The 17,189-nt window shown below is 45.5% G+C and carries 3 protein-coding genes; 2 read left to right on the top strand and 1 reads right to left on the bottom strand.

The window, feature by feature from the left end; all coding sequences use genetic code 11:
• Positions 1-495 precede the first annotated feature (495 nt).
• Together AB4323_RS20865 and AB4323_RS20860 are read left to right on the top strand one after the other, a co-directional pair.
• Positions 496-2,262: a sodium:solute symporter family transporter gene (locus tag AB4323_RS20865; protein ID WP_102332113.1), complete on the top strand. Its 1,767-nt coding sequence runs from the start codon at positions 496-498 to the stop codon at positions 2,260-2,262.
• Positions 2,263-2,509: 247 nt separating this feature from the next.
• Positions 2,510-3,274, top strand: a complete 765-nt coding sequence (locus AB4323_RS20860) for a transporter substrate-binding domain-containing protein (RefSeq protein WP_017067326.1) — start codon at positions 2,510-2,512, stop codon at positions 3,272-3,274.
• 120 nt (positions 3,275-3,394) lie between these two features.
• On the opposite strand, the gene AB4323_RS20855 is transcribed toward AB4323_RS20860, so the two are convergent.
• A partial coding sequence (locus AB4323_RS20855; RefSeq protein WP_372153263.1) for a cadherin-like domain-containing protein occupies positions 3,395-17,189 on the bottom strand: 13,795 nt, incomplete at its 5' end.

Genomic DNA, 17,189 nt, shown 5'->3' with positions numbered 1-17,189 from the left:
AGTTTAACGCCCACTCAGTGACAAAAATTCCAAATATGCACCTCTATGGCACGAAAAAATGAATAAATAGCATAGAAAGGCTACAGAGCCGCAGACAAATACAAAATAGCGAAGTGAAAACAATGAGCTACACTTGAAATCCCAATACAGAATTTTTCAGTATAGAGTTCCAAATTAACGTGAATGTCGTCGCACAACACACCAATTTGTAGCACATTTGTTACGGTTATAATTAAAATCTTATAGATACGGCAAAGTAAGCGCTTTTGTTTATATTGTAATACATATAAACATTTAACCCTCAATTTATTTTAGATCTCAAACAAAATACACTCACATTTAAATTCAATTAAAACAAATACTTATATAACCACGTGTTAGAGGCCGAAAAATCAATGCGACCTAGATCATACTAAAGACATATTGTAGTACAAATAAACCTTGAGACGCGTTAATCTAAGCCCAGTTAATTATGATATTTAAAAGGCTGAAAAGATGACTATTGATACTTTTGTTGTTCTCGCCTACTTCTTCTTTTTAATCGCGATTGGTTGGATGTTCCGTAAGTTCACCACCTCTACAAGTGATTACTTCAGAGGGGGCGGCAAAATGTTGTGGTGGATGGTTGGTGCAACTGCCTTCATGACACAATTTTCAGCATGGACGTTTACAGGTGCCGCAGGACGCGCATTCAATGACGGTTTCGTTATTGTAATCCTATTCTTAGCCAATGCTTTTGGCTACTTCATGAACTATATGTACTTCGCTCCAAAGTTCCGCCAACTTCGTGTGGTAACGGCGATCGAAGCTATTCGTCAGCGCTTTGGTAAAACGTCTGAACAGTTCTTCACATGGGCAGGTATGCCGGACAGCCTTATCTCTGCAGGTATCTGGCTAAACGGTCTAGCTATCTTTGTAGCAGCGGTATTCAACATCCCAATGGAAGCTACCATTGTGGTAACGGGTATGGTTCTAGTATTGATGGCAGTAACCGGCGGCTCTTGGGCGGTTGTTGCTTCTGACTTCATGCAAATGCTTGTAATCATGGCCGTGACAATCACTTGTGCGGTAGCAGCTTACTTCCACGGTGGCGGCTTAACTAACATTGTTGCTAACTTCGACGGCGACTTCATGTTAGGTAACAACCTAAACTACATGAGCATCTTCATCCTTTGGGTTGTATTCATCTTCGTGAAGCAGTTCGGTGTAATGAACAACAGCATCAACGCATACCGTTACCTATGTGCAAAAGACAGTGAAAACGCACGTAAAGCGGCAGGCCTAGCATGTATCCTTATGGTTATTGGTCCACTAATTTGGTTCCTACCACCTTGGTACGTTAGTGCATTCATGCCTGAGTTCGCTGAGCAATACACATCAATGGGCGACAAAGCCGGTGATGCTGCTTACCTAGCATTCGTACAGAACGTAATGCCAGCAGGTATGGTTGGTCTTCTTATGTCAGCAATGTTCGCTGCGACAATGTCTTCTATGGATTCAGGTCTGAACCGTAACGCTGGCATCTTTGTAATGAACTTCTACAGCCCGATTCTTCGTCAAAACGCGACTCAGAAAGAGCTGGTTATTGTCAGCAAGCTAACCACTATCATGATGGGTATTATCATCATCGCGATTGGCTTGTTCATTAACTCTCTGCGTCACTTAAGCTTGTTCGATATCGTAATGAACGTAGGTGCGTTAATTGGCTTCCCAATGCTTATCCCTGTACTACTTGGTATGTGGATTCGTAAGACGCCTGACTGGTCTGGTTGGTCTACGCTAATCGTTGGTGGCTTCGTTTCTTACATCTTCGGTATCTCGCTTCAAGCAGAAGACATCGAGCACCTATTTGGTCTAGAAACAGCGCTTACTGGCCGTGAATGGAGCGACTTGAAAGTGGGTCTTAGCCTAGCTGCTCACGTAGTGTTTACTGGTGGTTACTTCATCATGACTTCTCGCTTCTACAAAGGCCTATCGCCAGAGCGTGAGAAAGAAGTTGACCAACTATTCACTAACTGGAACACGCCGCTTGTAGCGGAAGGTGAAGAGCAACAAAACCTAGATACTAAACAGCGTTCAATGCTTGGTAAGCTTATCAGCACAGCAGGTTTCGGTATCCTAGCAATGGCTCTGATTCCAAACGAACCAACAGGACGCTTGTTGTTCCTACTATGTGGTTCAATGGTACTAACCGTTGGTATCCTATTGGTTAACGCATCTAAAGCTCCGGCTAAGATGAACAACGAGTCAGTTGCTAAATAGCTAAATAAGCAGCTAACAAGTTAAACCAAAATGAAGCCCATGTTATTCGATAACATGGGCTTTTTGTTTGTCTTCGGTTTATCAAAACGGAATATGAAACGCACCTCGATCAATGCTCACAAACCATAGAAATACCTATCTCCTGCCCTCGTTTCATCTTCTTTTCCAACCTTTCCAATGGTTTGATCTCTTTCTCTGATTGTTTCTGTTACTTTGAATGACAACACAAACACAACAGACAATTACAATGAAAAAAACATCACTATTACTTGCTTCCATTGCTCTGGCACTTTCTGGTGTCGCACACGCTGACCAGCTAGAAGACATTCAAAAATCAGGTACTCTGCGTGTGGGCACCACAGGTGACTACAAGCCTTTCTCTTACTTCGATGGTAAAAGCTACTCTGGCTACGATATCGACGTTGCACAGCACATCGCGGAACAATTAGGCGTTGAATTGAAGATTGTTCGTACCACATGGAAAGATCTACTGGCCGATCTAGACGACGATAAGTACGACATCGCAATGGGCGGCATTACACGTAAAATGCAGCGTCAGTTAAACGCGGAACAAACTCAAGGCTACATGACCTTTGGTAAGTGTTTCTTGGTTGCAAAAGGCACCGCAGAACAGTACGACAGCATTGAGAAAGTGAACCTCTCTTCTGTTCGTGTGGGCGTGAACATTGGCGGTACTAACGAGATCTTTGCCGACGCGAACTTGCAGAATGCAAGCTTCACACGCTACGAGAACAATCTCGACGTACCGAAAGCAGTAGCAGAAGGCAAAGTTGATGTGATGGTAACAGAAACGCCTGAAGGTCTATTCTATCAAGTAACTGATGAACGTCTTGAAGCGGCACGCTGCGAAACTCCATTCACCAACAGTCAGTTCGGCTATCTGATTCCTAAAGGTGAACAACGTTTGTTGAACACGGTGAACTTCATTATGGATGAGATGAAATTGAAAGGTGTTGAAGAAGAGTTCCTGATCCACAACTCCCTTAAGTAACTCTTTTCAATTTATACCGTAACAAAAAAGAGGCCAGCAATGCTGGCCTCTTTCGTTATGGTTTAATGGTTCGCTTTTAGTTTAATCGTTAGATTCTAATAGCTAGCCTCCAATTTAGCGTTAACCGTGAGTGATGACATTTTGTTGCACTAACGCATCCAAAATATCCGAAGGCATGGTGCTACTTAAGGTTAGCTTTGGCGCAAGGTCTTCAACCACAATCACCTGTTCCGTAGTACCTAAGCCATCCGGGTTGATCGTAAGCTCAATATCATCCCCGTCCACTTTCGCGTCTATCTGTTTTAGCAACGCGGTCATGTCTGGAGATGTATTTTTAAGCTCCGGCAACACTTCTCTCAAGTCAATGCTGTCCCCTTCCGACAAATCAAAGTCGGTAATCGTATCTTCAACACCATCTTCGATGTTAAGCCATACGAACGAGTCCATACCATCACCACCAGTCAGAATGTCTGAGCCTCCGCCGCCAATCAGGGTGTCGTTACCGTCACCGCCAACAAGCGTATCGTCACCTGCGCCACCTTCAAGTCGATCATTCCCTGAACCACCCGTTAAGTCAGTCGCATTAGCACCAGCCAGTAACTGAACATCATCGGTTTCCGAAGCCAAGTTAATATCAACTGCGTTAGACACAATGTTCAAGTTAAGGTCAATCGATGCAGAGGTTGCTGTATCGTTGTTGTCAGTCTCTTCAGAAACCGCCTCGACTTTCAGTGTGTAGTTACCTGGAGTTTGAGAAAGCCCAACCGCTTGCAAGCTTTCAATTGCATCTGCCGTTGCTACCCAAACACCACCGCCAAGATCCGTCACAGAACCCGCAGCACTGGTGATTTGAGCGCCAGCAGGTACATCACTGATATGCAGCGTTAGCTCTTCTGTAATGTCCGTTAAGGCTGCGATAATCCCAACTAAAGGAATGCCACTCGCACTCACAGACTGACTCGCAGTAATGTTTCTCACGTAGTTAGTCGCACTATCGATAGACAGGGTTGGTGCATTCGCCACTGGCGTCACCGCGATGTTGTAAACCACAGGTGCTGTCTCTATCGCAATACCTGAAGGGTTGCCGCTGTCTTTGGCAACAACTTCTAATCCAATGCTATTGGTTGGAGACAGGCTCGCATCAAGGAAAACACCATTTGGACTGGTTGGCGTATCAATCAACGCATTCAGGTCACTCAATGTCCCCACTAAGATGACTGAACCCGTGTTGTTGCCGTTAACAACAACCGTCGTCACTGCTGGAAGTGATACATTCAATGTACCGTAATCCACCGTCAGCGTGACGGTCATCAGATCATCAGAAAATGTATCTACATAATCAGGGTCACTGACATTGATACCACTCAACAGTTGACCAGCATCCTCGTCAATAACCGTAGTGACACTGTCACCATTAACGACCGGTGTATCGTTCACTCCATCGACAATCGCGGTGATCTCCGCTGTATCCATTAGGAAGTCATTAGCGCCGTTGGTTGTACCATCATCCTCTACGGTATAGGTAAACTTAACGTTGCCGTTGTATTCATCAGCTGCCGTAAATACCCAGTATGGGCCAGTGATCGTAGCATCATCAGCACCACCTACGTTCTCGAAGCGTTGTAGTTGACCTTGGCCTTCATCGAGCGCCAGATTAGTCACGGTAATCGTGTCGTTTTCCGGATCGCTCGTCGCAGCAATTAAATCGCCCTCTTTGATGATCAACTGACCTTCTTCAAGGATGTTGCCTAAGTCGATGTCCGTTGCTACAGGAGCGTCATTCACTTCCGTTACTTCAAGACTAATTTCAGCACTGTCGGTTAGGAAGTCATCCGCGCCATTAGTTGTACCGTCATCAGTAATTGAGTAATTGAATTTAACGTCACCGTTAAAGTCGTTGTCCGCTACAAATAGCCAGAATGGTCCGGTAATCGCCGCGTCATCGGCGCCACCTGCATTTTCAAAGCGGGTTAGTTGGCCTTGTCCCTGAGTCAGAGTTACACCAGTTACTGTTAAGTTGTGGTTTTCTGGGTCAGAGCTTGCTGCAATTAAATCCCCTTCAACAATGACGATTTGACCATCTTCTGCAATCGAACCTAAATCAACGTCTGTCGCGACAGGTGCATCATTCACTTCCGTTACGATGAGGCTAATTTCAGCGCTATCGGTCAAGAAATCATCCACACCATTGGTTGTGCCATCATCGATAATGGAATAGTTGAATTTCACATCACCGTTGAAATCATTATCTGCAACGAACAGCCAGAATGGTCCGGTAATCGCCGCGTTATCGGCGCCACCTGCGTTTTCAAAGCGCGTTAATTGGCCTTGTCCTTGAGTCAGGGTTACACCCGTAACCGTCAGGTTATGGTTTTCAATGTCAGAACTTACTGAAATCAAGTCTCCTTCCACAATCACTATTTGACCATCTTCAGCAATCGAACCTAAATCAACATCAGTTGCCACAGGAGCGTCATTCACTTCCGTTACTTTAATGGTGAAAGTAGTTTGGTTGGTCTGTGCTGTATTCGGATCACCCGCATCAATCAAGCCATTATTACCGCCGTCATCGAGTGTTGCATTAATCGTGACTAAACCACTCTGGTTGAGATAGTTCTGGTCTGGGTCTGGTTTGAAAGTCACGGCTCCATTAGTCAATGCGGTATTGATGTCGGCTTCTTTACCGGTAATCACCAATGAGCCACCAGGTTGCAATACAAACGTCACGTCAGGTGAGCTCGTAAACTCAAACACACCTTGCGCTCCCGGAAGTGTTTGATCGACTTGCAACGTAAGAACATACGGAGCGTCTGGATTATCAAAGTTAGCATCAACGTCGTAGATACTAAAGTTGTCGATAGCAACACTAATGTCTTCCGATGTTTCAATATTCGTTACGTTCACAAAGATCGGTTGATCGTTAATAGGATCAATCACCAGATCAACATCGAAGCTGGTTGGCGTCCCCAAATATTCGGTGTTATCAGCGTCAGTATCCACAGAGCGAACGGTAATCTGCAGCGGGCCATTAATGCCTAATACATTACCCGTATCGCTATTGTGTTCACCTGAATTGAATACGATCTTATCGAGCGACTGTGCAGGAACATCAAGTGTCCAAAGCTGCGTAACTGGATCATAACTAGCCAAGGTTGTGCCGTCTGGATAATAGATAGAGGCATCTTGAGGAACGCCCGCAACTTCTACTCGAAGTGTCTCTGGTGCATTCTCGGTATAAGTGCCGTTGCCCGTTGCAGATAGCTCTTTATCCAAAATCGTCGCATTGATTTCGATATCAATGTTTTGACCTTCGTTACCTGTCACAGAATCTGTTGGATTAGTATCAACATCATCACCCACAGGTACCACATGCAGCTTAAAGCTTGGCAGATTTGATGCTGCAGTAGGCACACCCAACAAAGATTCTTGAGTAAATACGGCAACACCAAATTCAGCCGTACCACTGAAGTCCTTAGGCGGTAAAATCGAAATCTCACTCAAGTCGAACGATAACCCTGATGCTTGAGGTAGTTGAACACTCCACTCACCACCACCATTATTCTTCACCGTGTATGCCGAACCAGCATCTGCACGCATCTGGAAGCCATCAGGTACATCTGTAAACTTAATCGACACAAACTGTTCTGAGCCATCAAGGTCAGTCAGTGCAATCGATACAGGCCCTGTGCCCGACAAAGAAATCAGCTGGTCCTCAGTACCCGTAATCTCGATAACATCAGGATCGCTACCCGGGCCAGTGACAGACACGTCATCCACCACAGGAACGACTTCAAAACTGACATTGGTAGAGAAAGTATCGGTATCAGTCGCGCTGCCAGTTGGCGAAGCTGCATCATTGTATGTAGCAGTATCGGTAATCGTCCCGCTGACATTCACTTGCACCTGATTTACGTCATTATCTGTTGGGTAATTTAACGCCGGTCGGAATAGTACATTATCCAACGCGCCTGCATTAATCTCAGCTTCATTAAAGGTCACCGATGTGCCAAGCGATACCCCTGCGCTGGTATAGAAAGCCCCAACACTCGTGTCATTTAACGTCAGTGTGATAGAGGTGAATTTTTCGTCACCACCTTCAACTCCGCTTACTTGGTCATCAATGGTCGAGCTGAAATCAAGTTGGATATAGGTATCTTCGTAGCCGACTGGATCTTGCCCTGCTTGACCGTCGGTATCGACAGGGTTAAACGAATCGTCAAGCGAACCAACGACAGTAACGTCAATATCTGGGTTACCTTCAACATCAGGAGCAACTTTAATGACTACTTCTGTCACTAGAGTTTTCTCATCCCCCGACAATACGTCTTTAGTTACTATCGTCAACGGCAACCTAAAGTCGCCGGAGTAGTCGACTGGTAAGTTAAGCAGTAGTCCAGAGAGGTCGGTCGAGACCCCTTGATCGACGGTAGTCTGGAATACATATTTGCCATTAACAAAGTCTAGGTCGCTGCTTCCCGATAAACTAATTGGGAAGGTGACTTCGTTCACCGCTCCTGGATTAATGGTCACACTGTCATCAATAATGATGGTCACTTGATCAGTTGAGTCATCTTCGCCCGAGAAAGTAATTAAACCATTCAATGCCGTACCTAGATCTAACTGGGTGTCCTCAATCGCATCAACAACACTGTCTGGTGTTATATCAATATCGGCTGCAACCTTAGTACTCCCAGCCACCACTTGAGGGAATGACAGAGTGACTTCTCCGTCCCTACGAGCGGCCGTAGATGACTCAACCTCAGCACCATCACCTCGGTCTATTACCGTGCTAAAGATATCCATCTTGATGTCATTGAACCCTCCTGCCCCGCTGTTTCCTGAAGGAAGAACAAGGCCGTTCGATGCACTGATGCTAAATATGTCTTCATTCGTTACAACCCAGCGCCCATTGCCTTCATAAGCAGCGCCAATAACGAGCAGTTGATTGAGTACAGCATCTGATAGCTCCGAACCGTCCACGTTTGTTAATTCAATAACTAACTGGTCAACTTCTTCGATAGCGGACGAAGCATCTGTTTCTTGATATCGAATGACGAACTCATCCGTAACCAATGTATTATCGCTGTTGGTTGTGAACTTAAGCACGCCAGTGTTTGCATCAGCAACTACGGTTGCTAGTGCTCCAGTACCCAGCACATCATCGACGATAAGCTTGTTGCTAGCGTCTTTCGGCTCAACGACTGGACGTACGATAACATCAATCGAGCCCGTGATTGTCGCGGTAGCGATGCCCTGACCAGGATCAGTCGCATCAACATACTCATGATCTCGCTCTTCGATCATGACAACCGTATTAAGCGTAAAGTCGGTGCTCGAGTCTTGTTCAGGTGTGATCTGAATAAAATTATTGTTCAGTGCAATTTGAGTAAACTCTTCTGCCGTCTGTCCACTCTTCGGCGTAATGGTTAAAGTGCCTGCTGAAGCATCGTAAACCCAAGTTACATCGCCATTAACCACAACACTTTCAACATCTGTCGGAATGGCACTGATCACAATAGAAGTGAAATGCTCATCATCATCAATATAATCAGTACCCTCTGGGTGCCAATCAATACTGATCGCCGTATCTTCATCGCCATTAGTGACTGTGCTGTACGTCGCTGAGGTATCGATTCTAGGTTCGACCAACACTCGCACTTCTTGGTCAAACGTAAGCGTATGACCGTCATTCTCAGTCACGATCACTTTACCCTGAATGTGAATGTTCTCTGTTGAAGAATCGACAGGTCTGATGCGGATTCCTGAGGTTTTACCTGCGTCAGTGATGTTCGCTTCGTAGATAGGTTTAGAAAGATCGGGGCTACCACCCGGACCGGTTTCGTAACCGACAAAGTTAAGGTCAATAATGGTACCGTCACCGTCTTCCAGAATAACGCCATCAGGAATACCCGAGAGGATAACGGTTATGGATTCTGAACCATCGTCAGGTAATGGGGTTTGATCTACTGCTGCAGGATCAGGTCTTCTCTCTCCCGACAACACGGTGAAATCAAGCTCGGCGTAGCTGTCTCCATTCTGGCTCTCTTGGATCGTGGTTTGAACACCAGGTGTTGTGCCATCGGTGATTGCTGTCCAAGCCGAACCGTTTGTACCGCCATAAGGAATATCTGCAACCCCTTTAACCTCAACGTTAACCGTTTTAGTTCCTAGGATTTCTTCATCAACTTGTTGAGGGTTGGTTGACAGGTTTGCAGTATCTTTGACTACACCGGTAACATCAAAGGTGAAATCTACATTACTGTGTTTAGTTGGAACAACCTCAACATTAGCCAAATCGGAATATGCGATTTCTTGATAATTGGTACCATTAACGGTAGGAACTACCGTGGTTGTACCTACAAAGTAAAGCACTGCGCCTTCTGTGATATTACTGATACGGACAAACAGTTCTTCAGAGCCATCTGTGTCCACCGACCCTGTCATGGTAATGACTTCGTCTAACGTGAATGCGTCTTTGTTGTCCAAAGGGCCAATGTAATCAGGGTCATCGATATTGTCTTCGTTGATCTTGATACGACTCACACTGAATTTTCCTGGGTCGGCGTCAGCAGTGACATCAATAATGATGTTTTGCTCTACAGAACGAGCTTGAGTTTTATCATTTGCTCCGCCATTGGCGGTATCTTCATAAGGGTTCAGTGTTTCCTTTGTAACCGCTATTGCTTTGAATTCAATCTGACCAGAGAAGTTATCGATCGGGTTAACTACGGTGCTGTTAATGTCTTCTGCCGCTATTTCATATACACCATCCGTCGTCAGCGTAAGCACATTGCCGTTCTTATCAAGCAGCTCGAACTTCCCATCACCTTGAACAGCCTCAAGTTCATAGGTAATCGTCTCAGTATTACTGTTATCTTGCGACTCTGCGTTCAGCTGCAAAGTAACGTTGTCTTCATCTTCGTTCACTTGATAATGATAAGTGCTGTTGGAATCATCCCAAGTCGCTATATCAGCCACCGCTTCAATCTCGATTCTGAAGTTTGAGTTGATGGTGTGATCCGTGGAGCCATTTTTCTCAATTTCAAGCTCATAACGAACTCGCCCACCAGTTTCATCCGAACTAGCGTGTTGGTCCGGAACAAAGAACAGGTTGTCTATCGTCGCGATAGTTTGTCTTGGTTCACTCGGGTTTGGAGCAAAGCTTTGTTCAAGTTCAGGAGAACCAAATATAATGCTTCCATTTGACTCAGGTACCAATTCAATGTAATCAGCACCATCAAAGTAATAAAAAGTACCTTGGTGACTATCACCTCCGTTCGGGCTTTTAATCGTCAACTGCCCAATAGATTCAGCATTATCTTGGTCATACAGACTAACTTGCAGCGCAACTTGAGCTGGTGCATTAGGCAAACCATTTTGGTTATCTTGAACGTTCTCAAGAGTCGGTTCATCACCCGTTGCGTAAGGTATCGTTAAATCTCTACCCGCATCCTCGAAGGTAGTCACTTTCAGCGCGATTCTTGTAGAGTCCCTATCTGTAATCGTGATATCTAACGGTGTTTCAGAGGTATCTAAATCGCCGTCCGTCGCAATCACGTTAATCGAGAAGTCGATGGTGTCAAGACCGTCATGATCGAGATAACCGTTAGCTCTGAATTCAACCTCGCCATTTGAGTTAATACGAAGTCGACCAAGCTGTCGAGTATCAACGCCTCCATTACCATCATCCGTTTGCTCGTAAACGCGAACCTGTTGGCTGCCAATGTTTAAATCGAAGTCACTACTGTAAGGCCCACTGTTCTCAGCTCGGAAAACAATTCCACTTCCGTCAAAGGCCTCAATTTTGCTCAGTACTGCGCCATCAGAACCCACATCAGTCGCATCAGCAAACATATCGACTTTAGAACCATTATAGTTCTGACCTTCAATACGAGTAATCGACTGAGTTGTCACTAATGGAACATCATCCGTCACTGTGATTGTCAGATTGATTGCGTTTGATTGGTCTTGGTCAAAGTCTTCAGCCACGACCGAGAAACCAAGTTCGATGTTGTTTTCATCGGCACCATCAGGGTGTTTAAGAGGTTTAAACAATTCAAACTGATAGCTGTTATCCGAGGTATCGAAAATAATCTCGAACACGGCCTCATTGCTGGTCACCGTTTGAGCAACATAGGTAAACGTGCTTCCTGAGATAGAAACAGGCAGCCACTCTAAATTTTCCCCATCGGAAGTTAAGCCAGTCAGAACCAAATCTTCATCGACTAATTCGTACTTAACAACACCATCAGCACCTTCATCGACCGTGAACAGTCCATTAATAACGGTATCTTCAGATTGATCCGAACCTATGCCTGTAAGATCGTCTTCATCGACAACCGTTTCGCCCGTCGGCGGCGTCATTTCCGGAACATCATCAATGACTTGAATTGGTAATTGATACTGGTTGGAATCATCGCCATCACTATCAACAGCCACTACATCAAAGAAGATAGGCAGCTTATTTCTCGCCTCTGAGCTAGGCTCATGGTCTAGAGGACCAAGCAAGGTAAAGGTGTATGACCCATCGTTACCCAAAGCAAGAGTAAAAATCGGTGTTCCACTTGTGGTGGTTCCTTGATAGGTGGTTGTGTTCGCAGCCCCGGTGACCTCTGTGATCGAAATCGCTTCGTTACCTGATGTCAGATCATCTTCTAGGTCAGATATATTACGTAGCTCATAAGCCTCAACTTTATCTGCATCTTCTATGGTCACAAACGAGCCTGTAGCCTGAGTCACAACAGCTCCTAAATCATCTTCATCAACCACAAACGTACTGGCGACAGTAGTATCAGTGATGGTTGGAACATCATCGGTAATGGTCACCGTAAGAGGTTTCATCACAGAGTCGGTATTGTCTTGGTCGACCGCGATCACTGGCAGAGTGAATACTTGATCGTTGTTGCCTTGCACAGGCAGATGATCGAGCTCTTCCAACAAAGTGAAGGTGTATTCGCCTAGCACTACACTATTAAAAGTGATGGTAAAGATATCCGTTTGAACACCCCCACTCTCAACGAAACCAATATAGGTTCCGCTGTTGGCTGGATCTTCTTTAAGCTGAACCACTAGGCCATCCGATTTCAAATCACCAGACGTGTTGAACTGAGTGGTATCAATACGGAAATAGCTCACATCATCACTTCCCGCTGTGAAAGCAATGGTTTCAGTTTGGCTCACAGGTAAGCTCGGAGATGAACCATCCACGAGATTCGCTTCTTCCAATGCAACCGTTGGTACAGTATCAATTACCGGTGGAGCACCATCTGAAATCGTCAATGTCACGGTCGAAGTAACAATATCACCGTCTTTATCTTCTGATGTCACGGTAATCGTCTTAACGATATCACCACCAGAATGATTCAGGTTTCGATTAGACTCAAAGCGCACATCACCTTCAAGCGTGATAAACAACGAACCTTCCGTAAATACAAACTCTTGCTCACCAGTGTTGGTTTGCACCAGAGACTCTTCAGGCTGACTACCATAAGTAAATTTGGTTATGGTGGCGCCATCAGCACTTTGCGCAGGCATCACATCAAATGTCGTTGTGGTAGGTGTGCCCGTGCTTGGTTCAGTGATGCTAAGCGCACCAGACTTCATTAACTGGACATCATCGGTGATGGTTACTGAAAGCGGTTTAGACGCTGAAATATCGCCATCGGTGTCTTGCGCGTAAACAGAAAGATCAAAACTCAGATCGTTGCTTCCTAAGCCATCAACGTGATCCAAACGCTCAAGCAGCGTAAAGGTATACTGGCTAGGATTAGTATCATCAAAATCTAGGGTGAATATGATTTTCTCACCACCCGAACCATCCGTCGTAAACGCAATGTAGTCGCCAGAACCCGCAGGCTCCTCACGTAAACTCAATTCAAGGCCATCAGACTTCAACACGCCGTTGGTATTGAACAGCCCAGCTTCAACGACTATTTTTCCAATGTCATCACTGCTCGCTAGCGAGGTGATAGTCTGAGTCACACTGACAGGCGTTCCGCTAGGTGTCGAACCATCCGCAAGTAAGCTTTCCGACAAGCTGACACTTGGCACAACGTTGATTGTTGGTCCATCGCCATCAACAATCGTAAGCGTGACTGTTGATGAAAAGGTATCTTTATCAAAGTCAGAAGACGTAAACACAATCGACTTAACAATGTCGCCCGCAGAATGATCTAGATTTCGGTTTGGTTCGAACCTTACATCACCGCTTAGCGTGACAAACAATGAGCCTTCAGTGAAGGTAAACTCTTGCTCGCCATTGTTAGTTTGATCCAAGGTGATCGCTGAACCGCCACCAAAAGTAAACTGAGTAATGGTCGCCCCATCAGCACTTGGTGTAGGCATTACATCAACAGTAGCAGTGGTTGGTGTGCCAGTATTTGGCTCTGTGATGCTTAACGTGCCATCTTGCATCTGTTGAATGTCATCTTGTATCGTTACCATGACATCGCGTTTAACCGAATCATCACCATCGGTATCAACGGCGTAAACAGGCAGGTTGAAGTTGAGGCTGTTATTAAGATCACCATCAAGGTGATCTAACGCCTCAATCAAAGTGAAGGTGAACTGCCCTTTATTAACGCTATCAAAATCAATGGTGAATACATTAGTTACGTTACCGGCCCCGTCATCAGTAAACCCGATGTAGTCGCCAGGTGAAGCAGGATCTTCTTTTAACTGAACAACAAGACCATTTGATTTGAGTAGGTCGCCAGGATTGAACTCGTTGGTTGCAATTCTAAAGTGGCTTAAATCATCACTACCCACGGTATAAGTGATCGTTTGTGTCGAGCTAACCGCTGAACCACTCGGCATAGAGCCATCAGCAAGACCAACTTCCGATAGGTTAATATCTGGCACTACATCGATAACCGGATCAATTCCGTCTTTGATCGTCAACGTGACATCCGCGGTATCGGTATCGTTATCAAAATCACTGGTCGTCACGACTATCGTTCTCACGATATCGCCAGATGAATGGTCTAGATTTCTACTTGGTTCAAAGCGCACCTCACCTTCAATCGTGATGTACAGTAAGCCATCGGTTACGGTAAAAACTTGTTCTGTAGACACAGTTGGGTCTAACGTAACAGCCGTGCCACCATCGTAGATAAACTGAGTCACTTTCGCGCCATCAGCACTCTGTGTCGGCATAACGTCGATTGTTGGCGTGGTTGGCGTACCTGCTGCTATATCAGCAAGTGAAGGCTCAGTGATACTTAACGCCCCATCTTGAACGCCTTGTACATCATCGGTGATCACCACGGTCATTGGCGACATTGCAGAATCATCACCATCGGTATCAACCGCTAAAACAGGGACATCGAAACTTAGAGTATTGTTTTGTAATCCATCTACATGATCTAACGCTTCAAGCAGTGTGAACGTGTATTGCCCTAAATTGCTCGTCGAGAAGCTGATCGTGAAGACGTTGGTTTCTACGTTAGAACCGTCTTTGACGAAGCCAATGTAATTACCAGAATTAGCTGGCTGCTCTTTTATTTCGACATCTAGGCCGTTCGATTTCAAAGCCCCTGAAGTATTGAACTGCGTAGGGTCAATTCTGAAATGGCTTACGTCGTCACTACCCGCTGTGTAGGTAATGGTTTGTGTCATTGTCACTGGATTACCGGTTGGCACAGAGCCATCGGCCAGATCCACTTCAGATAACACAATTCCGGGAACAAGATCGATAGTAGGAAGGTCACCATCAACAATCTTCAGTGTCACTGTCGATGTGACAATATCGCCATCGAGGTCAACAGACGTCACCTCAATCGACTTGGTAATATCACCACCAGCATGATTTTGATTACGTACCGGCTCGAATCGTATCTCACCTTCCGTCGTAATAAATACCGAACCTTCGGTGAAGACGAACTCTTGCTCACCATTCACATTCAAATCAAGACTTTCTGCAGTCTTACCATCGAAAACAAATGAAGTGACTTTGGCTCCATCAGCACTTTGGTTTGGCATCACATCAAAGGTATTTGATGTTTCAACACTTGCTGCAGGCTCACGACTGGTGATTGTGCCGTCTTGCATCAACTGCACATCGTCGCCAATGGTCACGCCAAGCTGCGAGACTAACGAATCGTCGCCGTCACTATCCACCGCATACACAGGCAGATCAAAACTCAGGTCGTTGTTGCCACGTGCATCTTGATGATCCAAGGCTTCGATTAAGGTAAAGGTGTATTCACCTAAGGTTGTCCCAGAAAAACTCAACGTAAATACTGTGGTTACCGCATTCGACGAGCTGGTTGTAAATCCGATGTAGTTGCCCGACCCTTGCGGATCTTCACGTAATTCAACAGCTAAACCATTCGATGTGAGTGCATCATTGGTATTGAACTCTGTTGGTTCAAGGCGGAAGCGGACCACATCATCACTTTGATTAGTGAAGGTGATGGTTTCGGTTTGACTTACCGCACTGCCACTTGGGGCTGAACCATCCGTCAGGTTCGTTTCAGATAAGCTAACCGTTGGAATAACATCAATGGTTGGAATATCACCATCGGTGATCGTTAACGTAACGGTTGACGTGACTGAGTCTTTGTCGAAATCGCTTGAGGTCACCACTATCGACTTAACAATATCGCCGGCCGTATGGTCAAGATCTCGATTAGGCTCAAAGCGAACTTCACCTTCGAGGGTAATGTACAGTTTGCCTTCTGCGAAGATAAACTTCTGTTCGCCTGCAATATTTTGATCGAGGGTGTTTACGACGCCATCATAAGTGAACTGAGTGATGGTCGCGCCGTCAGCACTTTGGTTTGGCATGACATCAAAAGTAGCCGTGGTCGGTGTACCAGCCGCTAAATCAGCGACGGTCGGCTCGGTAATATTGAGCGCACCACCTTGCATGATTTGAACATCATCATCAATCGTTACATTAAGCTGCGATACCAGTGAATCATCACCATCACTGTCTACCGCATAAACAGGCAGATCAAAGCTCAGATCATTGTTCGCTAGGCCAGCAACATGGTCTAGCGCTTCAAGTAGAGTGAAAGTGTATTCACCTAACGTGGCTGAAGAGAAGCTAATGGTAAACACGGGGACTTCAGCGCTCGAACCGTTGGTAATAAAGCCTATGTAAGTGCCCGGATTAGCAGAATCTTCTTTTATCTCGACCGCAAACCCATTCGATTTCAGTACACCACCGACATTAAACTCAGTTGGTTCAATGCGGAAACTCGTCACATCATCACTTTGGTTAGTGAAAGTAATCGTCTCGGTTTGACTTACTGCGCTACCGCTCGGGCTAGAGCCATCGCTAAGGTTAGTTTCAGATAGAGTAACGCTTGTCACGGCATCGATGGTTGGGATATCACCATCGGTAATCGTCAGCGTAACCGTTGCTGTCACGGGATCGTTATCGAAGTCACTTGAAGTCACCACAATCGACTTCACGATGTCTTCGCTCGCTGTGTGGTTTAGATTGCGATTTGGCTCGAAACGCACTTCACCTTGCAAGGTGATGAACAGTGAACCTTCAGTAAATACAAACTTCTGTTCACCGGTGTCGTTTTGGTCGAGTGTTATTGCCGCCCCGCCATCGTAAGTAAACTGAGTGATTGTCGCGCCATCGGCACTTTGGCTAGGCATCACATCAACAGTGGCTGTCGTCGGAGTACCTGCAGCCAAATCAGCAACCGTTGGCTCAATAATATTAAGCACTTGGTTTTGCATGACCTGTACATCATCACCAATGGTCACATTCAGTTGAGACACCAGTGAATCATCGCCATCGCTATCGACCGCGTAAACCGGTAAGTCGAAACTCAAATTATTATTTGCGAGGCCATCTACATGGTCTAGTGCTTCAAGTAACGTAAATGTGTATTGACCTAGATTTGTATCCGAGAAGCTAATGGTAAAGACGTTGGTTTCAACATCCGACGTGTCT

It is taken from the genome of Vibrio sp. 10N.261.52.C11 (genome assembly GCF_041471405.1).
Lineage (GTDB): Bacteria > Pseudomonadota > Gammaproteobacteria > Enterobacterales > Vibrionaceae > Vibrio > Vibrio crassostreae_C.
The sequence above is the reverse complement of the archived record's forward strand: the minus strand, read 5'-3'. Positions and strand labels throughout refer to the sequence as shown.